This is a genomic window from Microcoleus sp. PH2017_05_CCC_O_A (assembly GCF_020738785.1).
In the GTDB taxonomy this organism is placed as follows: Bacteria; Cyanobacteriota; Cyanobacteriia; order Cyanobacteriales; family Microcoleaceae; genus Microcoleus.
On the sequence record NZ_JAEQCB010000033.1, the window covers coordinates 48,496 to 66,340 of the forward strand.

Here is a 17,845-nt window from a genome sequence, read left to right on the forward strand (position 1 = left end):
TACCCGTACTGCATCAATGATTTGATTCGGGTTCTGCAACTGTCAACTGTCAACTGTCCACTTTCCACTGCTATAGATTGTCCGATATGACTCAATATAAGTTAAAAAAATGGTACGATAGTCCCAATGAATTCGGTAGGTTACAATCGGGAATTGCTAATTTTTAAGATACCCGAACTTAAGTAACACAAAAACTCCTTACAAGTAGCAAAGTTTCCAAAATTCAGATCGCTACTGCACCCTTTCGGGATCGCGATATTTAAAATAAGCTACAATTATGAGCAATAGTCCGGACAGTTTTTAGTTGTAGTCTGAAACCCTTGATTTTCCGTTGGCAACTCGATTACCGACTCCCCTTGAAACTTTGATGCTCTTCTTGGCGATCGAATACTGTCCGAAGGAGTGCATCTCACTTTTCAAGAGGGCGAAGCATGACCGCATATAAGTTATTAGTTATCATCTCATATTGATTTCGGTCATGCTTCGCCCCTACAAACATATTTGCCTTGCGCCAGATGCACCCGTCTGAAGTATTGGTGAGAAAAATTATCTGTATTGCTGTATTCTACAGCGACTTTATTGAGAATTGGCAGTAATTAGGATTTTTACCAACTGCTCTGGGAGCTTTGGTTTGAAGTTGTTTGAAGTGGTATTACACGATACTTTTCAGACATTTTATAGTTTTGCGACATCTGAAAAAAATTCAAGCTTATCTCTATTAGTCGATCGCCCTTGATGGTCTTTTGCTTCTAATTTATTGGGTTGAGGGTTGGGGATATTTGAGCTAAAACACCGAAATTCCCCAATTTGGTCAACCCTCCACCTTAATTTTGACAGCTTAATGACCGCTGATTACCATTTCAGCAGATTAAACTCTTCCATGTCTACGGTATTGCGGTTGCGGTAAATCGCCAAGACGATCGCCAAACCAACAGCAGCCTCAGCAGCCGCAACGGTTACTACAAAAACAGTAAATACTTGACCTTTAATCTGTACGGGGTCAAGATAGTTAGAAAAACCCATCAGATTGAGATTGACTGCATTCAGCATCAACTCGATCGACATTAATACCCGCACGGCGTTTCGGCTGGTAATTAAACCGTAAATGCCAATGCAGAAAAGTGCAGCAGCTAATAACAGGAAATACTGGAGTTGCAGTTGCATAATTTTTGGGAGTTGCTCTCAGTCTAAATTACTACAAAACAGGCAGATACAGAGGCTGCGAACAGAAACCAGGTTTCTCGCCTGACGAACAGATAGGTACGCAGTGCACACCCTACAATTACTTTGTTTCCGGTGAAGAAACATCACCGGCTGAAACTAATTCGCGGGGGCGTTCAGGCAAACTAAAAGCTGGTGTATCTGATTGCTTCACGGACAGTTCATCCGCAAAGAAATCGCGGCGCGCCAACACAATTGCTCCTACCATTGCCATCAACAAAAATACCGATGCTAACTCGAAAGGTAGCAAATAGTCGGTGAAGAAGTGTTTGGCGATCGTCACGATCGAACTTTCGGCGGGTGCTCCCGTCGTTGTCACAATTGCCCAAGGAGTAGACACTACCATCGTGCCCAAAAGTGCAAACAAACCAGCACAAACGACTGCGGTTGCGACTTGACGCACCCAAGCGTTAGGAATTGTGCGGAACTCTTCTCGTTTGTTTACCAACATGATGGCAAACAAAATTAAGACGTTAACAGCGCCAACATAAATTAAGATTTGGGCTGCTGCTACAAAGTCAGCATTCAACAATAGGTACAAGCCGGCAATGCTGGTAAATACGCCACACAGCAGAAATGCTGAGTAAACGATGTTGGAGAACAGGACTACTCCTAATGCTCCTCCAATCATCATTACGGCGAGTATGCCAAATGAAACAATTTGAACCCCTTCGGCTAGATTCACAATATTTAATCCTTTGTTAATTGGGCATTGGCCATCGGTAATTGGGCATTGGTAATTGAGAATTGGTAATTGGCAATTGGTAATTGGCAATTGGTAATTGGTAGTTGGTAGTTGGTAATTTGTTGTTTGTTAGTTCCAATAACTTATTACCGATTCCCCATTCCCCATTCCCCATTCCCAATTACCGATTCCCCATTCCCCATTCCCATTACTTACTTTCCTGAATTTCCTCTGGGCGGAGGCCTGCACGGCGATCGGTGTAGGAAACTTCATGAGGATCCATCACACCTTTCGGCAAATAAGCGAATTCGCGCAACGGTGTCACCATCGGATCGTCTGAAACCTTGTATGGCAAGCGTCCTAGTGCCACATTGTCATAATTCAATTCATGACGTTCGTAGGCGGCCAACTCGTATTCTTCTGTCATCGACAAGCAATTAGTCGGACAATATTCTACACAGTTACCGCAGAAGATACACACCCCGAAATCGATACTGTAGTGCTTGAGTTGCTTCTTCTTAGTTTCTTTGTTAAATTCCCAATCCACCACAGGTAAGTTGATTGGACATACTCGAACACAGACTTCGCAGGAGATGCACTTGTCAAATTCAAAGTGAATTCTGCCCCGAAAACGTTCGGAAGGAATTAGTTTTTCGTAAGGATACTGCACTGTAACCGGGCGGCGTCTCATGTGATCGAAGGTCACAGCTAGCCCTTGGCCGATATACTTAGCAGCTTGAACAGTCTCTTTGGCGTATGCGCCTACTTGATTGAGGAATTTTAGCATCGTGTTCTCTCTCTGTACTTGAGTTTTTGGTAATTACTAATTGATAATAGGTAATTGGTTAACAGGTATTTTTTCTGTTGCCCTTTACCTATTATGAATTAACCGCCAAAAGCAAAGGGAAAGGCAAGTTTCAAAGCTGCGGTCAATAGCAAGTTAACTAGAGCAACCGGAAGCAAAAACTTCCATCCCAAATCTAGCAATTGGTCAATCCGAACTCGTGGCAGAGTCCAACGGAGCAGAACTGCCAAGAACAGGAAAAAGTAGGCTTTCAACAAGGTCATTGTAATGCCCAGCGTGCCGGTAATTACCTGTAACCAAGGAGTTGTTTCGCTCAATCCCAGGGCATTTGTGATAACTCCGACGGGAATCGGGCATTCCCAACCACCGAGGTACAAAACGGCTACTAGCAGGCAAGAAAGGACGAGGTTAACGTAGGAAGCGATGTAGTATAAGGCAAATTTCATGCCTGTATACTCAGTCTGATATCCTGCTACCAATTCTTCTTCTGCTTCGGGTAAGTCAAAGGGTAAACGTTCGCATTCGGCTAGTGCTGCAATCCAGAAAATCAGGAAACCTGCGGGTTGTCGCCAGACGTTCCAGCCGATGATGCCGTAGCCGGCTTGTTGGTGTACGATGTCGATCGTACTTAAGCTGTTGGACATCATCACAACTGCCAATACTGCCAAAGCTAGAGGAATTTCGTAGCTGAGGGATTGAGCAGCGGCTCTGAGTCCGCCGAGGAGGGCGTATTTGTTGTTAGAAGCATAGCCCGACATCAGCAAGCCGATCGGCTGAATGCTAGAAAGAGCAATCCAGAGAAATATCGCTGTCCCCATATCGGCGATGAGCATATGCTCTCCGAAGGGTACGATCAAGTAGGACAGAAACACTGGAATCACGACAATTACCGGGCCGAGCGTGAACAGCAGCGCGTCAGCTTTTGCCGGTACAATGTCTTCTTTGAATACCAACTTCATGCCATCGGCAACGGGTGCTAGGACTCCCAGGGGGCCGAGAAATTCCGGGCCAATCCGCTGTTGAGCGGCGGCGGAAATTTTCCGCTCTAGCCAGACGCTAGTCAGTACCCCGAATACAGCACCGACAACCATCAGCACCATTGGCAGTGGTAGCCAAAGCACGTGGGCGATGTCCGCCGGTAAGCCCAAATTCGTCAGGGCTTCTACAAAACTTCCTTGTAAGTCAATTCCTGGGTTCATGTTTCCAGCTTTTGAGCGATCGCCATATAATTTTTCACCCGTCCTTCGTAGGAGTAGGCTTAGAGAGCGGGGACTTTGTAAAGATTTTTAATGCTTTACCGCCTAATAGTATATCGCCGGACAGCCCCCAAGAACCGATGGATGAGGTGAAATTATAGTTATCTGATCCCCAAGCTTGACTAATGGGTTGCTAACTTATGGTTGAGGAATGAAGAGGAGACGGCAGTGCCCTGTCCCTACCATGATTAATTGTAGGGACACGGCACTGCCGTCTCGTCCGTTTATATCATTGCGATACTAATGAAATTGATATGATATCAATTCCGGTTACACCAGAATGATATAGAGTCCAGGGCAGTGCCGTCTCCCTACAATATTTGTCGGTAGGGACACGGCACTGCCGTCTCCTGATTTTGGCTACTAATAATTCCGATGCTACCGGATTTGATATCACTCCTTTGAGATATAGCCCAAACAAAAAGGGCAGAGAATTAATTCTCTGCCCTTTTTATGCTTTAAAGTAACTTTCAAATGGCTTAAACCATTGATTTTACGCTACCTTTTTTATGGAACTGGGCAGAATCGAACTGCCGTCCAAAATGGGTATTTACCTTCCGATCGTTCACAGGTTTATCCCCTCTGATCCTTGGGGCGGGAACCATCTTTATCCTAAATGGGAGGATTTTCTAGTGATTGCTTTCCCGGCTAGACGACTAGAAACGTTTAGCTAGGGCATCCGTTGGGGGTTGTTATGCTGCCTTTAACGGAGTTAAGCGGCATACACTCTGAACCAAGCTAGAGAAGTTTTTAGGCTACAGCTACGGCTTTGCGAGCGAAAGGAACGATGTTGTTCGCATTTACTATTTTTTTTGAGCCGATATTAACGAGAGTAGACTCCCTCTCGACCTGCATCACGGAGCAGCTTTCGCCACCCTGTCGAAACCATTACAGCCCCTCGTGTTCTCTAATCATAGCTAATATTTTGTATAACGTCAATCGATTTTGGATTTTAGATTTTAGATTTTGGATTGAAGATTTTGGATTTTGAATTGAGGATTGGGGATTTTGGATTGGGGATTGGGGATTGTTTGGCAAATAGTAGAGGCCGCACTACCAAGAAACCGGGTTTTTTAACCGAGACAGATTCAAAAAGGTACGTAGTTGCGCTTGAGCGCTGAAGCGCAACTACGTACCTAAAAAACCTTTAAGTATTGTGACACTTGCGATCGCCAACTGTGAGAATGAGCATTTTGGGCAAATATTTTCGTTAAAAAACCCGGTTTCTCTACACCGGTGGAAGATTTCTAATGCAAAGTTTTGTCCCAGACGCCGATGTAAATTCGATCGCGATTGTTGCGTTCGATCGTCCCTTTCAACGAACCTTTCTGAAAATTAAACCGATTGGTGCGACGTTGCTGCACGTCCCGGAACCCTTGCAAAATCTCCTTATCTGCGCCGCCCACCATGCCGTTTAACGCGGTTCGGACTACCAAATCGTCCACCGACTGGGCAAAAGAACCCTCTGTTTGCACGAGTTGTTCGGAATTGCGATCGTAAATATAGCCCAGAGTCACCCGGTTCGGCAGCAATTCATAAAGTGCGGTGCGAGTATTCGGCCAATAGCCGCGGGATTGAGAGTCTGTGGGATCTCCCAGTGCACTTACAATCTGACTTTCCGGCGTACCAACGGCAAACCCTGGGATAGTGGGAGTCTTCTGATAACCGGTTCCTGGTTGTTCGCTGGGTGGGGGCGATCGATCGGGCGGCAATTGCTTGTCAACCAGTTTTTCCGCTGGTGTGGGTTTCCCAGCCTCAGGTGTTGGAGTTGTTGTTGGTGCTGGAGTTGGGGCCGGAGTTGGAGTTGGCGCGGGAGTTGGAGTTGGAGTTCGAGTTGGAGTTGGCGCGGGAGTTTCAGCAGCAGGCGGCGGAGTTTCTTGGCGAGGGGGAATTGGTGCGGGTGTCGGAGTGGGAATTGGTGCGGGGCTGGTGCGCGCGTCTGGATCTGCGGGGGTGGAAGTGCGATCGTCCTTCGCTATTGGTGCCGGTTCCGAAGATTGTCCGTTGAGGAAAATCCTCGCAATCCCGACCAAACCACCGAATATAAGTGCGATCGCCACCAACCCCAAAATCAACCAAACCTTGCGGTTGCCGGAGCCATTCGTCACTACAGCAGGCGCTGTTCTCAGATTTGCCGGCGACTGAGGCCCGTGTCCCGGCATCACCGCCAGCGTCGGCCCGGTGTCCGACCCTGCACCCTGCCCGTGCAGCAGCGACAGCCACTCATCCACGCTAGCAGGGCGATTTTGAGCCTCTACCGTCATCCCCCGCATCACCGCTTGACTCACAGTCACACTTAAGTCAGGCCGCAAGTCGCGGGGTGAAGGCATCGGCTGGCTGGTTCGCAAAATGGCAGCCACGGGCACCCTGGCTGTGAGCAAAGTGTAAAGCGTCGCCGCTAGCCCGTAAACATCGGTAGCGGGCGTATATTTTCCTTGGGCGAAATACTGTTCTGGCGGTGCGTAACCGTCGGACACCATATTAGTGTGACTTTGAGTTGCGCCTGCTGTAAACTCGCGGGCAATGCCAAAATCGATCAGCACAACTTCCTGAGTACCTTGGCGCAACAGAATGTTTTGCGGTTTGATATCTCGATGCAGCAAACCTTTTTGATGAACTGCTTTCAAAGCAGCCCCAATTTGAGTGATGTAGAGAATTGCCAGATTTTCGGGGAGGGGATTGCTTGTACCGACTACATCGCCCAAATTCTGACCGGCTATGTAGTCCATTACCATGTAAGGCTGTCCGTCTTCGACAAAGAAGTCGCTGACGCGGACTATATTCGGATGGACGCAGGAAGCTAATCGCCTTGCTTCGTCTTGGAATTTGCGATCGAACTCGGCAAATTTGGGATCGCGCCGCAGAGATTCGTTGAGGGTTTTAATAACGACGGGCTGTCCTAAATAGCGGTGATTTGCTCTGAAGGTAATTCCAAAGCCGCCTCGCCCGAGTTCTTGTTCGAGGGTATATTTTCCGCCCTGTAAACTTTTGCCGATTAGTGCGTCCATAATATGTCTAGGCGATCGCATACCAGATAATATCGCTGATTATGGCACGTCTAGTGTGGTAGTTCATCGCTCCAAATGGCGATCGTACTCCTTCGGTATTAGTTAACTTGTTAGAAACATTACTCATAATGCGTCCACATCCGCAAAATTTTTACCGTATTCTCTGACTCAATCACCTCGTACACCAGACGGTGCTGAATGTTGATTCGCCTTGAATATGCGCCTTCCAAATCTCCCACCAATTTCTCGTAGGGTGGCGGATTCTGAAACGGATTGGTTTGAATGATGTCTAGTAACTCTTGCGCTTTGTCTCGTAAATTGCTAGAAGCGAGCTTTTTGGCATCTTTCTGTGCCTGTTTGGTATATACCAGATTCCAATTCACCACTCCAACTCCCTAGCGCAATCCTCGATCGGCGTTGCCATTCCTTCCCGAATCGATTCCCGCATCCCTGGCACTGACAGTAGATATAATGTTTCCTGTACCGATGCCCAATCAGATTCAGATAATAACACTGCATTGCTAGTCTGTCCTGCAATCACAATAGGTTGATGCGACTCACTCACCGAATCTATTAACTGCTGCAATTGCTGTTGAGCTTCATTGATTGGAATCATAATTTTCCACTCGTCTAAATACGCTTTTCTAGATGATGTTGGGTGGCTGCAGACACTGCTACAACTGCCCCAGAAACTTGTCGTAGTCTGCGTGTGAACCAACCCAAAACCAGATTGCAGTGTCTCCATCCAACTGACCAACTGCTCGATAGTTTTTGCTAATTCGGGCAGACTAGATTGGTAAGTCTGGATGCACCTTCTTGAAACGCAGGCTTGGATGACTTGGGTTTTCCTTGAATTGGCGATACGCCGAGCGTGTCTGCTGTTGAACTTGTTCGGGTAAATCAGCAAATAATCTGCGGAACTCGGTTGTAGTGCGTGACTTCACAATGTTTCTGGATCGAGTTCTTGGGTTTGACCTGCATGATACTCAGCCATTGCGGTGGCTGCGAGTTTAGCAAGAGCATCTGGGGAACGGGAGAATGCTCGATCCCAGCGCCTCTCGTCTTCAAGTTCTTCCAGAATCATTGAAGCGAGGGCATCTTGCTCGCTTGCAGACAAGGTTTTCAACTTGGCGATCGCACGTTCGAGTAACTCAGTCATGGCTACCACACTTTTACAATTAAAATGGCGTCCTCTCCATTATCCATTGTTTCAGGCAGGTTGAGGGTAGCTCGAACAAATGGCAGGCTAATTATCATTATTAATAACTACGAAGGTTCAATCATCAAGGTTGGTAAATGTCGGTGCTAAGGCCCGTGAAAGCCGAGCTTGCCAATCCTTTGCCTCCCCTTCAACCCCAGGATACTCTAGCTTAAAGTTGTCCCAATCTAGATATGCTGAACACGGTGATTCTGTCCAAGGCCATCCAGATTTCCAAGAAAAGTTTGGTTTCACTGCCGCCTGATTCTTCCAATCTTCACTTGAATGAAGAACTTTATAAAGAATGTCAAAAGACAATGAAGTTTGCTCCGCTAAGAGTGTTGCATCATACAAATCTTTGCCTTGTGGATAAGTATCGGTTTCTAACCAAAGCAATTTCCATGCCAATGACAGTTCTTTAGAAGCTGCCCACACTAACCTATTTTCACCAATTGAGGAAGGGATATAGACCTGAATTGGATCGCACAATAGTTCTTCATTAAAAACCACATCCATATGCAAATCTCCTGAAGGAAAGCCGTCTGCTTTCCAAGGAAAAATAATGCGCCTACCTGATGCACGTTCATAAGTCCAAATCTCAGTTAGGGAGATTTTGTCCACGTCAATAATCGCATTACCTACATGAGGATGAGCTGAAACTATCTGAATTAATCCATTGAACAATTCTCTAGATAAAGGGGAATTGACGCTAATATCGTGAGGTATAAAAACCCAGTCTATATCACCGGGTTCTCTCGCCACATCTCCTAACCATGCTTTCAGTAATAAACTACCTCGTAAGACAAGGCGATCTTTCCAGATTGAACAACTAATAATTTGCAGCAGATAATCCATCACTTGCCGACGAATATTCAGCCATTGAGTTCTAATTTCTGGATCTTCAAATATTGGCTCTCCCAGACGAAATGCTCCCCGAAGATGCTTCTGGGGAATTAGTGCAGGCTCGAAAACTGTTGGTCGTTCAATTTTCTGACCTTGTTCTGAAACAATGATGTATGTCTTCGGATCGTATTTCATTAATCCTCCTTTATATTATGCTTGATAGTTATTAATGTAAAATTGGTGATTCTTTCCCTATTATACATCCTCTCCTCCGATTTTATATTCTGCTTGATAATTATCCGTGTAAAATTGGTGATTCTTTCCCTATTATTCGTGCTATCCTCGGATTTTATATTCTGCTTGATAATTATCCGTGTAAAATTGGTGATTCTTTCCCTTGAATCCAACCTGCGTCAAGGTCAAGATTACTATCATAGACAACAAATTCTGCTTCGACATCGATCGCTAAATATCTCAAAGTAGCGATCGCTTTTAAGAGAGTGTGAAGTTGTTGTTGAGCTTCAACACGACCAACGGAGATACAACGCTGAGTGACAAATCGCTCGTGATATTGGTCACTCCGAGTCTGGAAGAGATTACGAGAGAGATGAGCAGAATGTCTTTCGGCCAGGTCAATCAGAGGCAGAATATCAGTAGAAGGTTCAAGCAACAGTTTGATATGATGCTCAAAGTAGCGATCGCATGGATGGTTTAGTGCTTCGGCATTAGACTGCGGAACACTCTGGTTCCACTGTGGCACCTCAATTTTGATGCGTGTCACCGTGAAGCCTTCAGCATTTAGAGATTGGCTTGAATCAAATGCCGTCTTTAACTCGTTTGTCAGGCTACCTTGCCCATGCCGGGTCAACATTAGTTGAGATACAGTAACCCCACGGTCTAGAACTATATGGAGAAGTTTTAGACCATGATTAATGCCCCATTGTTCAAGCGCCTCTACTCTGTCCAAGTCCTTGAGGCCAACGGTAAGGTGAGTTTCAAATTTTCCAGTGAATTCCATGAACTCTTCCTAATAGGTCGGCTCGCCCAAACCGCAGTACAATACACTAATTCAAAAACGCCTTTCTCGGAACCCTTGCCAGTTGGTAGGCGCCGCGACTGTCCAATAGTTGATATTGATTTGGCTGCAATCCGAATTCCACAAACTTGTGTGGATATCCCAGCACGAGAATCATCGGAGAAGTGTTGTTGTTGGATTGCTCAATGTAGTCTTTCGCGCCCCTGGGAAGTCGGTAGAAAGTCACCGGATCTTGGGTGTAAAAAACTAGACTCGGTTTCCAGAAACCAATCATCATCAACTCTTCTCCCGGCTGTTTTTGTTGGACAACAACCTTCGCTAACTCTCTCAGAGGTAACTGGCGGTTGAGATCGACCAAATTGTAGGCGGGAGTCAAACCAAAGATGATAAATGCGACTAATCCGATGAAGTTAGCTACCAAAATCCAGCGTTGTTGACGTTTCCAGAGTAAAAGTGCGATCGCCCCAGCCGCCGTTATCCAAATCGTACCGCCAACCATCAGCAATCCCGACTGCTGAATTGCTTGCGGAAAATTGGGCATTGCCGGGTCATCTCCCAGCCAGTGGTAGCAGTAAAAAGTTGCTCCGGCTATAATCAGTAAAAATACGATATTGAAAATGTATGTAACTAACAGCCCTCGCGGTAAAGAATTTGGTTTTTTCTCTAACTTTCCCGGTCTGTTTTGTGGTTGCTTGCCTGCAATAATATCGCTCCACAGCAGCGTTACCAAAATGGCTGCGGCGGGCAGTAAAGGCAATACATAACTAGGCAATTTTGTCACGGCGAGCGTGAAAAATCCAAAGATGCAGCCGAACCAAAATAGGGCAAATAAACTTAATTGTGCCGATCGCGCTTGACGGCGCCAGTAACTGCGCTGCCAAAAACGGGTACGCGCGATCGCCACCGGCAAATAAATCGACCAAGGCGCAAAACCGACGAGCACTACAAAAAAGTAAAAATACCAAGGCGCCGAGTGCTTGTTGACTACTCCAGTAAAACGCTGGAAATTGTGATAGCCGAAAAAACTGTCAATATAAGTTTCACCGTTGGCTAAAGTAACGAGAATAAACCAAGGTAGGGCGATCGCCAAAATAATCAAGATTCCCGACAGCGGACGCATTTCGCGCCAAAGTTGCCGAAAATTTCCCAAATACAGCCCGAAGCTACCAATAATCATCGCTGGGATGACAATTCCCACAGGCCCCTTAGCCAGAATTGCTAAGGCAATTAGTACGTAACAAGTCAAATACCATTTATTGGGAAATCGCCCAGCAGAAATGGTGGAAAGTTCTGCTTTTTCTCTCTGTTCTTCTAGCGTGTAACCGAGAAAAAATGCCAAAAGTGACGAACAAATACAGGCAACTAATAGCATATCAGAAACGCCAGTCCGCCCCCAGGCAATAGTTTGGGGATTTAAAGCTATTAATGCCGCACCAATCCAAGGAGTAGAAAGAAAGAGGGGGAGATTGGGAGATTGGGAGAATTTTGCTTCTTCCTCATTCACTCTTCCTTCTTCCTCATTGACTCTTCCTTCTTCCTTCTTCCTTCTTCCTTCTGTTTTCGATAGAGTGTAGAATCCGAGGCAAGTCAGGGCGATCGCACAAAAAGCCGACGGAAGGCGCACAGCCCACTCGTTAACGCCCAGAGTGTGGTAAGCCACCGCCATCAGCCAGTAAATCAACGGCGGCTTGTCAAACCTGGTTTCGCTGTTGAAATAAGGAGTGATCCAATCCCCTGTCACCGTCATTTGACGGGCGGCTTCAGCAAACAGCGGTTCGGTTTCGTCAACTAAGCCGATGTTGCCTAAATTCCACAAGAAAGCTACCCAGGCGATCACGCACAGCCACAACACCGATAGCAACAAAGGTACCATCGGCCGATGCCTGTAATATTCTGACAAATTTTTAATAACTTCCTTCACCCAAACTTCCTGCGATTTTAGATTTAAAATTTTAACTCGCATAGAAGTCTACCGAAAAATTGCCTTCTCGAAACTGGGAATTCGATCTAATCCGGTTCAATTCAAATCTTGCAGCGTTCTCAAGAACAGGCAAGATGCCTGTTCCACAAGACATCAAGCTTCTTGTGGGGTGTCGGGCCCGCTCTTGAAAAACGCAATATCTCAGGTTCAATTCAAATCTTGCACCGTTCTCAACAAAACCGCAGAAACCGGGTTTCTCAATCAAAATCTCAGCCCGCAGCTAAGCTTTCACTGCTGCAAAGTTAATTGCCATTCTTCGGCTTTGGGATTCCAAGCGGGCGAGGCTGTCTCCCCGGCGACGTAAGGCCCCCAGTAGCGGCGGGAACCATCCTGAGCAAAAACCACCAGAATGTCTCCCTGTTTGACTTTTAACTTGCCCTCCGGCAGCGATAGCATCAGTCCCTTACCACCACCTTCCCCCGGCGCAAAATCCCAGTGGGCCGGTTTTCCGTAGGATTTCTCGGTTTGCCGTTTCGACAGCAAGGCCACTCGCACTGGGTGTTCGCTGCGGTTGCTGACTCGCAAACTGCCGGCAGCTTTGCCATTGACAGGGATTGAGGAATTGCTTTCTTCCTCTGCTTCTGGGGGTAACTCGGGTTTGGGCTTGCTAGCGGTGTCTGCGGCACCTGTCGCGACTCTCGAAACCGGGGGTGTTGGGGGGAGTGCGGTGGCTGCTGAGGGCAAATCGCTCGATCGATTTGCACCGTTGGAGATGGTGATTTCAAAACGTCCGAGAAACATTCCTGTAAATAGAACGATCGCCATTCCAATTAATATCTGGTAATTTTGAAGTTTCATAAATTTTATGCTTAAAGGATAGACTGCACCCCTGCAATTAGTCCTACCAATCTTGAATGTAGAATCCGGGGCTACTGTGCCACAAGATACAGCTACACTTAATTACTTGACGGTTCGGGGCTATAAAGCTCCAGATCGCTCAATACCATTTTAGATGTTAAATTTGAGACTTGACATTGCCGGATACTGATCCGGTAAGGATTTGGGGTTGTTCGCGATCGGCATTTTTTAACCCCGCTCAAAAACAGCTACAAGCCCCGATACTCTTGAGGATCTAGCCAAAAACTTGAGACTCCTGTTCAATCTCCCAGCAGATTCAATCCTGCAAGTAAATCTAAAATCTAAAATCTAAAATCTAAAATCGACTGACTCATCCGCATAACTTTTAACTTTTATGCAGAATACCCGAATTAACAGATTGATTGATGTTCTGGGCGAGCAATTTGCACGCTGGGCTAGCAATCCTTGGCGGCGGATTTCGCTGCTGGTAATTAGCCTGCTGTTCGGCAATTTTTTGGGAACTGCTCTTTCGACGATCGCCGGACAAGCCGCTAATTGGGATATTATCGTAGCCGGGATGTTGGTGTTGTTCGCCGAGTTGGCGAACCGACTGGTTTACAGCAGCAGGCGGCTGGTGGCTGGTGCTTTGTGGGTGGAAATGCTCAATGCTCTAAAAATTGGCGTGACTTACAATTTATTTGTAGAAGCTTTCAAACTTGGCTCTTAAAAAATGGTAAAATATTTGTCGCTTGCAGATATTATTTGCCTAAAACTAGCCTCCCCTTAGAAAGTTTTGATACAAGTTTAAAAAAATAATTCCAGTCCGCGCGGCCTCCCAACTCATACAGAATTTTTGAATTAGACCTCTTGCACAATAGCTAGGAACGGGCAAGATGCCCGTTCCACAATTTTTTTTTCTGTGGAATGGGCATCTTGCCCGTTCCAAAATGTGATTAAAACGACTTTTGTAAGATATCTATTATTAAATCATATCGTGTCTGATCGATTAATCGCAGTAAAATTAGTTCGTAGTGCGGACTGAAGTCCGCAGCGTGAAAGCGGACTGAAGTCCGCACTACAAACAGTAAAATTAGTTCGTAGTGCGGACTGAAGTCCGCAGCGTTAGAGCGGACTGAAGTCCGCACTACAAACCATTTTTGTTATGGTAATCGACTCGATATAATATCATCCCATTATCCAATCCTAAAATCTACAATGGTTGGCTCGACTTTAACGCCTGTTGAAATTTTACACCGCTGGCGATCGGGCGATCGCCCGATCGCTCCCGATTTCGATCGCCTCGCCTGTTGGGAACTTGCCGACGATCTGCGATCGCGCGCTTTTAACATTACTCCTGACAACGCAGCCGATGTTGTCCGCCACAAAACCGATTTATTCCTGTCTGTACTCGATCGACTGCATACTTTCCCCGTCAAGTCAAGTGTTTTTCTAGAAAGTTTGTGGAATCTGTGGCTGCCACTGGCGATGCAATTATCGACTGAAAAACAAAGTTTAAACCGGACTTTAATTCAAGGAATTTTAGGAGTCCAAGGAACGGGAAAAACTACTTTATGCCAAGTTTTGAGGCTGATGCTGGGAAAATTGGGATATTCCACAGTCAGCCTTTCTTTAGACGATCTTTACAAGACTTATGCCGATCGCCAAAATCTCCAACAAGCTGACCCGCGTTTAATTTGGCGCGGCCCCCCCGGCACTCACGATATTGACTTGGGAATCTCCGTTTTAGACCAGTTGCGCGCTTCTCACACGGGGGAATTAGCAGCATTTGACAGTCAAAAAATAGAAATTCCCCGGTTTGAAAAATCAGCCTGGGGAGGTGCGGGCGATCGAAGTCAATCAGAACTTATTTCCGGTGCGGATATTGTACTGTTTGAAGGTTGGTTTGTCGGCGTAAATCCAGTCGCCGATCGCAAATTGAACGAGTTTTTGGCGGCGGCGCCGTTTCCGATTTCCACAGAGGGCGACTGTCAGTTTGCGCGCGATATGAATGCGAAGCTGCACGACTATTTGCCACTGTGGAACCGATTAGATCGGTTGATGGTTTTGTATCCCCGAGATTATCGCCTTTCTCAAGTGTGGCGCAATCAGGCGGAACGGGAAATGATGGCTGCGGGGAAGTCGGGAATGTCAGAGTCGGAAATTAATCGGTTTGTGGAATATTTCTGGAAAGCACTGCATCCTGACTTATATATTCAGTCGATGCTTGAGGGCGATGGCGTGGATTTGGTGGTGGAAATTTTGCCCGATCGCGCGATCGGCAAGATTTGTCGTGCGATCGACTTGATACATTAGCAATACCAATTTTAAACAAATTAGGTACGTAGTTGCGCTTCAGCGCTCTTTCCTGATATTAGCAAAGAGCGCTGAAGCGCAACTACGTACCTTAGAGGGCTAAATTTAAGTCTCGATTCTAAATTAACTGCCGGGAGTACCCATTTCGATCGCCTTTTGCACCAAATCGTCCGTAACATTGCCCGGTGCACCTGTGCGGTTAACTTCCTTAGCCATCGCTAAAAAATCATCGGGATTTCCCTGTGCATCCGCCGGCATTGGGATTTCTTTAGCAGCGGGAATCTCAAACTTAGGCGCAGTTGCAGCAGCGGCAGCTTCGGCGCCGGCACTCGTGCGATCGATATCGCTAACGCTGAATTCTTTTGAAGCTTCGTAGTCGGCTGATACATTAACCTCAGGCAACTTTTGTTCTCCAGCTTCTACGCTTTCAGTTATCTGTTGAGCATCAAATGTTTGAGTGTTATCTAATTCTGTATTCACTTGAGGATTAACTTCAGACATAGCCGACTCCTTGTTACTTTTATTTAACAATTCAATATAATTATTGTCGCTAAAATTCCTATTATTTTCATCTTCCCGCAGATGTATTGTTGGCTTCTATCTCAAGGATGATTTATTTTAAGACGTTGGCTCAGCATTACACCAGTTTCCGAAAACAAGACAACTCTCTGCAAGCTCAAAACCCTTATGAAATAAGTCATTTCAAAATCTAAAATCTAAAATCTAAAATCTAAAATCGCATTACCTCTCGGGGATGGTGACTTGTACCTACAAATGTTGATATTTATATATTCTGGAAGCATTTTTAAGGAATTTTAACTTATGAACTCACCCGCCGCGACCAATACTCACGCTCTCTCAGACGATACTCAAAACATGGTTGATAAAATAAACGGTTTGGGTACAGATGAAAAACTGGCACTGCTCTACTTTATTTATGAAAAAATGGGAGACTCAATTACACCAGCCGCTCCCACTGCTGCGGAACCAGAGTTAGCTCCCATGTTGCTAAATGATTTTTACAACCTTTCCCACGACCAACAACTGAATATAATGCGAGGTATTGTCAACGGTGACGACACGCCTTATTCTCGCGCTTACGGAGCTTTAACTGCTAACAATCAGTTGCTGGTTTGGTATGCTTGGGCTATTGATATGGGGGATAAAATTGTCGATATCCCCGAAGGATATGAGGCAACTGAGGCTGTGAATGGCGTGTTAGATCAAATTGAAGGTCTGGAGTTTGAACAGCAAATTTCGGTGCTGCGCGATGTAGCTAATAATATGGGCTACACCGATGTTAAACCAATTGCTACTCAGGCTCAAGTTGGGAAAACTTCTAGTCTTTAGATCGGACTTTGCTAAAGCCCTCACTATAAAATTGATTGCAGGTTCGTAGTGAGGACTTCAGTCCTTTCCATTCCTAAGCGGTAAGGTGCACACCCTACTGATATCAATTCCGGTTACACCGGAATTGCAGAGGAGACGGCAGTGCCGTTTCCCCACAATTAATAGCGGTAGGGAAACGGCACTGCCGTCTCCTCATTTCGGCTACTAATAATTCCGATGCTACCGGATTCGATAATTCGATATTCGATATTCGATATGACCTTCGTTAAATCTGTTACATCCGTTCCAAAATCGGTTGCCGAACTTGCTTCTGCTATCAATATCAAAAATGTTTGCAGTCAGGAATTGACTTTTTGGGGTTAATTTTTCGCGGGATTTCGATCGCAAATCTCGAACCTTTTTCTAGTTGACTTTCGACCGTAATTGTGCTGTTCATTATCTTGACTAACGAGGCACTAATCGCTAGTCCTAAACCAGTGCCTGGATATGGGCGGGTTGTGCTTTGGTCGGCTTGATGGAATTTGTCGAAAATGTGGGGCAGATCTGTTTCGGAAATGCCGATTCCTGTATCCCGAACGGTGATAATTAGCCGATCGCCCTCTAATTCCCCTACCTCAATGTAAATGCAGCCCTGATGAGTGAATTTAACCGCGTTGGAAATCAGATTCACCAAAACTTGCCGCAGCCGCAACTTGTCATTAACGATACACCGATCCTGCAAGCCCACGCAGACGGACATTGCCACATTCTTTTCGGTAGCTTGATTTCCGAATTCCAGAGCCACATCCATTACTAAATGCGCTAAATCAAATTCTTCAATTTCTAATTCGGTGCGACCGCTCTCGATTTTGGAGAGGTCGAGGATATCGTCGAGCAGGACTAGCAGGTTTTTGCCGTTATTTAAAATTCGCCCCACCATATCTATTTGCTGCGCGCTCAGCAGTTGTTTGTGCTGGCGCAGCAGCAATTGGGAAAAGCCGATAATCGCATTCATGGGAGTTAGCAATTCGTGGGACATGGTGGCCAAAAATTGCGATTTTAACTTTGCTGCTTCTAGCAGTTGCAATTTTTGCTGTTGAATGCGCCGCCCCTGATTTTCCAGTTCTTCCTGTTGGCGAATTAGCAGCTCGTTTTGCAAGTCTAAAAGTTGTTCCTGCTTTTTTAATTTTTCGATCGCCCGCGTGCTGTTAATCGCGATCGCAGCTTGTCTTCCCATCACCGCCAGCAGTTGCACAGATCCGCTGTCAATAGCCGTCCTGTCTTGGACATTACCGATCGCCAAAACGCCCAAACGCCCGGTTTCCCGCGACTCGATCGCCGCAGCACAGGCCGCCGCCGGCACTCCTGGGCC

18 protein-coding genes and 1 other RNA gene are annotated in these 17,845 nt (G+C 46.1%); 3 read left to right on the top strand and 16 right to left on the bottom strand.

Features of this window, described 5'->3' with window-relative positions; translation table 11 throughout:
• Positions 1-852: 852 nt before the first annotated feature.
• The 13 genes from nuoK to JGK20_RS09920 all read right to left on the bottom strand — a co-directional run bounded on the left by nuoK (position 853) and on the right by JGK20_RS09920 (position 12,831).
• Positions 853-1,158 (bottom strand): NADH-quinone oxidoreductase subunit NuoK, encoded by a 306-nt coding sequence (gene nuoK, locus JGK20_RS09860; protein WP_228042566.1) that lies wholly within the window; start codon positions 1,156-1,158, stop codon positions 853-855.
• Positions 1,159-1,282: 124 nt separating this feature from the next.
• Complete coding sequence (locus JGK20_RS09865) at positions 1,283-1,906, bottom strand: NADH-quinone oxidoreductase subunit J (RefSeq protein WP_293176247.1); 624 nt, start codon at positions 1,904-1,906, stop codon at positions 1,283-1,285.
• 208 nt (positions 1,907-2,114) lie between these two features.
• Positions 2,115-2,693, bottom strand: coding sequence for an NAD(P)H-quinone oxidoreductase subunit I (ndhI, locus tag JGK20_RS09870; RefSeq protein WP_293176251.1), 579 nt, complete (start codon positions 2,691-2,693; stop codon positions 2,115-2,117).
• Positions 2,694-2,791: 98 nt separating this feature from the next.
• Entirely contained in the window at positions 2,792-3,910 is a 1,119-nt protein-coding gene (nuoH, locus tag JGK20_RS09875; RefSeq protein WP_293176334.1) for an NADH-quinone oxidoreductase subunit NuoH, read from the bottom strand.
• A gap of 564 nt (positions 3,911-4,474) precedes the next feature.
• Positions 4,475-4,865, bottom strand: a transfer-messenger RNA (tmRNA) gene (gene ssrA, locus JGK20_RS09880).
• 349 nt (positions 4,866-5,214) lie between these two features.
• A complete protein-coding gene (locus tag JGK20_RS09885; RefSeq protein ID WP_293230256.1) occupies positions 5,215-6,975 on the bottom strand; it encodes a serine/threonine-protein kinase in 1,761 nt (586 codons plus the stop codon).
• A 119-nt stretch (positions 6,976-7,094) separates the two neighbouring features.
• The gene (locus tag JGK20_RS09890; RefSeq protein WP_242728617.1) at positions 7,095-7,361 is read right to left on the bottom strand and encodes a Txe/YoeB family addiction module toxin; all 267 of its coding nucleotides are present in this window, start codon (positions 7,359-7,361) and stop codon (positions 7,095-7,097) included.
• Positions 7,355-7,591, bottom strand: coding sequence for a type II toxin-antitoxin system Phd/YefM family antitoxin (locus JGK20_RS09895; protein ID WP_293191771.1), 237 nt, complete (start codon positions 7,589-7,591; stop codon positions 7,355-7,357). The genes JGK20_RS09890 and JGK20_RS09895 overlap by 7 nt, the downstream gene beginning before the upstream one ends.
• A 324-nt stretch (positions 7,592-7,915) precedes the next feature.
• On the bottom strand, positions 7,916-8,134 hold the full coding sequence (locus JGK20_RS09900; protein WP_293191769.1) for a hypothetical protein: 219 nt from the start codon (positions 8,132-8,134) through the stop codon (positions 7,916-7,918).
• A 117-nt stretch (positions 8,135-8,251) separates the two neighbouring features.
• Positions 8,252-9,211 carry a nucleotidyl transferase AbiEii/AbiGii toxin family protein gene (locus JGK20_RS09905; protein ID WP_293191767.1) on the bottom strand — a complete coding sequence of 320 codons (960 nt, stop codon included), beginning with the start codon at positions 9,209-9,211 and terminating at the stop codon, positions 8,252-8,254.
• 172 nt (positions 9,212-9,383) lie between these two features.
• Positions 9,384-10,034, bottom strand: coding sequence for a hypothetical protein (locus JGK20_RS09910; RefSeq protein ID WP_293191765.1), 651 nt, complete (start codon positions 10,032-10,034; stop codon positions 9,384-9,386).
• Positions 10,035-10,080: 46 nt separating this feature from the next.
• Positions 10,081-12,015 (bottom strand): glycosyltransferase family 39 protein, encoded by a 1,935-nt coding sequence (locus JGK20_RS09915; RefSeq protein WP_293230259.1) that lies wholly within the window; start codon positions 12,013-12,015, stop codon positions 10,081-10,083.
• A 246-nt stretch (positions 12,016-12,261) separates the two neighbouring features.
• On the bottom strand, positions 12,262-12,831 hold the full coding sequence (locus JGK20_RS09920) for a hypothetical protein (protein ID WP_293176265.1): 570 nt from the start codon (positions 12,829-12,831) through the stop codon (positions 12,262-12,264).
• Positions 12,832-13,225: 394 nt separating this feature from the next.
• Between JGK20_RS09920 and JGK20_RS09925 the strand changes: the two genes are divergently transcribed.
• Together JGK20_RS09925 and JGK20_RS09930 are read left to right on the top strand one after the other, a co-directional pair.
• Positions 13,226-13,558, top strand: a complete 333-nt coding sequence (locus JGK20_RS09925) for a DUF565 domain-containing protein (RefSeq protein WP_293176267.1) — start codon at positions 13,226-13,228, stop codon at positions 13,556-13,558.
• A 488-nt stretch (positions 13,559-14,046) separates the two neighbouring features.
• Positions 14,047-15,144: a glycerate kinase gene (locus JGK20_RS09930; RefSeq protein WP_293230262.1), complete on the top strand. Its 1,098-nt coding sequence runs from the start codon at positions 14,047-14,049 to the stop codon at positions 15,142-15,144.
• Between the two features lie 123 nt (positions 15,145-15,267).
• On the opposite strand, the gene JGK20_RS09935 is transcribed toward JGK20_RS09930, so the two are convergent.
• Positions 15,268-15,645 (bottom strand): hypothetical protein, encoded by a 378-nt coding sequence (locus tag JGK20_RS09935; RefSeq protein ID WP_293210481.1) that lies wholly within the window; start codon positions 15,643-15,645, stop codon positions 15,268-15,270.
• 321 nt (positions 15,646-15,966) lie between these two features.
• Here JGK20_RS09935 and JGK20_RS09940 point away from each other — a divergent pair, with 321 nt between their 5' ends.
• Entirely contained in the window at positions 15,967-16,494 is a 528-nt protein-coding gene (locus JGK20_RS09940) for an orange carotenoid protein N-terminal domain-containing protein (protein WP_293191757.1), read from the top strand.
• A gap of 158 nt (positions 16,495-16,652) precedes the next feature.
• Here the strand turns inward: JGK20_RS09940 and JGK20_RS09945 are convergent, their stop codons facing one another.
• On the bottom strand, positions 16,653-16,820 hold the full coding sequence (locus tag JGK20_RS09945) for a hypothetical protein (RefSeq protein WP_293176276.1): 168 nt from the start codon (positions 16,818-16,820) through the stop codon (positions 16,653-16,655).
• Positions 16,817-17,845: ATP-binding protein (locus tag JGK20_RS09950; protein WP_293230265.1), on the bottom strand; the 1,029-nt coding region annotated here is incomplete at its 5' end. The genes JGK20_RS09950 and JGK20_RS09945, both read right to left, overlap by 4 nt.

What these genes read in the sequence shown, in the direction of transcription:
- ndhI (WP_293176251.1), bottom strand. Translation starts at nt 2,693, where the DNA reads ATGCTAAAATTCCTCAATCAAGTAGGCGCATACGCCAAAGAGACTGTT.
- nuoH (WP_293176334.1), bottom strand. Translation starts at nt 3,910, where the DNA reads ATGAACCCAGGAATTGACTTACAAGGAAGTTTTGTAGAAGCCCTGACG.
- JGK20_RS09885 (WP_293230256.1), bottom strand. Translation starts at nt 6,975, where the DNA reads ATGGACGCACTAATCGGCAAAAGTTTACAGGGCGGAAAATATACCCTC.
- JGK20_RS09895 (WP_293191771.1), bottom strand. Translation starts at nt 7,591, where the DNA reads ATGATTCCAATCAATGAAGCTCAACAGCAATTGCAGCAGTTAATAGAT.
- JGK20_RS09900 (WP_293191769.1), bottom strand. Translation starts at nt 8,134, where the DNA reads ATGACTGAGTTACTCGAACGTGCGATCGCCAAGTTGAAAACCTTGTCT.
- JGK20_RS09905 (WP_293191767.1), bottom strand. Translation starts at nt 9,211, where the DNA reads ATGAAATACGATCCGAAGACATACATCATTGTTTCAGAACAAGGTCAG.
- JGK20_RS09910 (WP_293191765.1), bottom strand. Translation starts at nt 10,034, where the DNA reads ATGGAATTCACTGGAAAATTTGAAACTCACCTTACCGTTGGCCTCAAG.
- JGK20_RS09915 (WP_293230259.1), bottom strand. Translation starts at nt 12,015, where the DNA reads ATGCGAGTTAAAATTTTAAATCTAAAATCGCAGGAAGTTTGGGTGAAG.
- JGK20_RS09920 (WP_293176265.1), bottom strand. Translation starts at nt 12,831, where the DNA reads ATGAAACTTCAAAATTACCAGATATTAATTGGAATGGCGATCGTTCTA.
- JGK20_RS09925 (WP_293176267.1), top strand. Translation starts at nt 13,226, where the DNA reads ATGCAGAATACCCGAATTAACAGATTGATTGATGTTCTGGGCGAGCAA.
- JGK20_RS09930 (WP_293230262.1), top strand. Translation starts at nt 14,047, where the DNA reads ATGGTTGGCTCGACTTTAACGCCTGTTGAAATTTTACACCGCTGGCGA.
- JGK20_RS09935 (WP_293210481.1), bottom strand. Translation starts at nt 15,645, where the DNA reads ATGTCTGAAGTTAATCCTCAAGTGAATACAGAATTAGATAACACTCAA.
- JGK20_RS09940 (WP_293191757.1), top strand. Translation starts at nt 15,967, where the DNA reads ATGAACTCACCCGCCGCGACCAATACTCACGCTCTCTCAGACGATACT.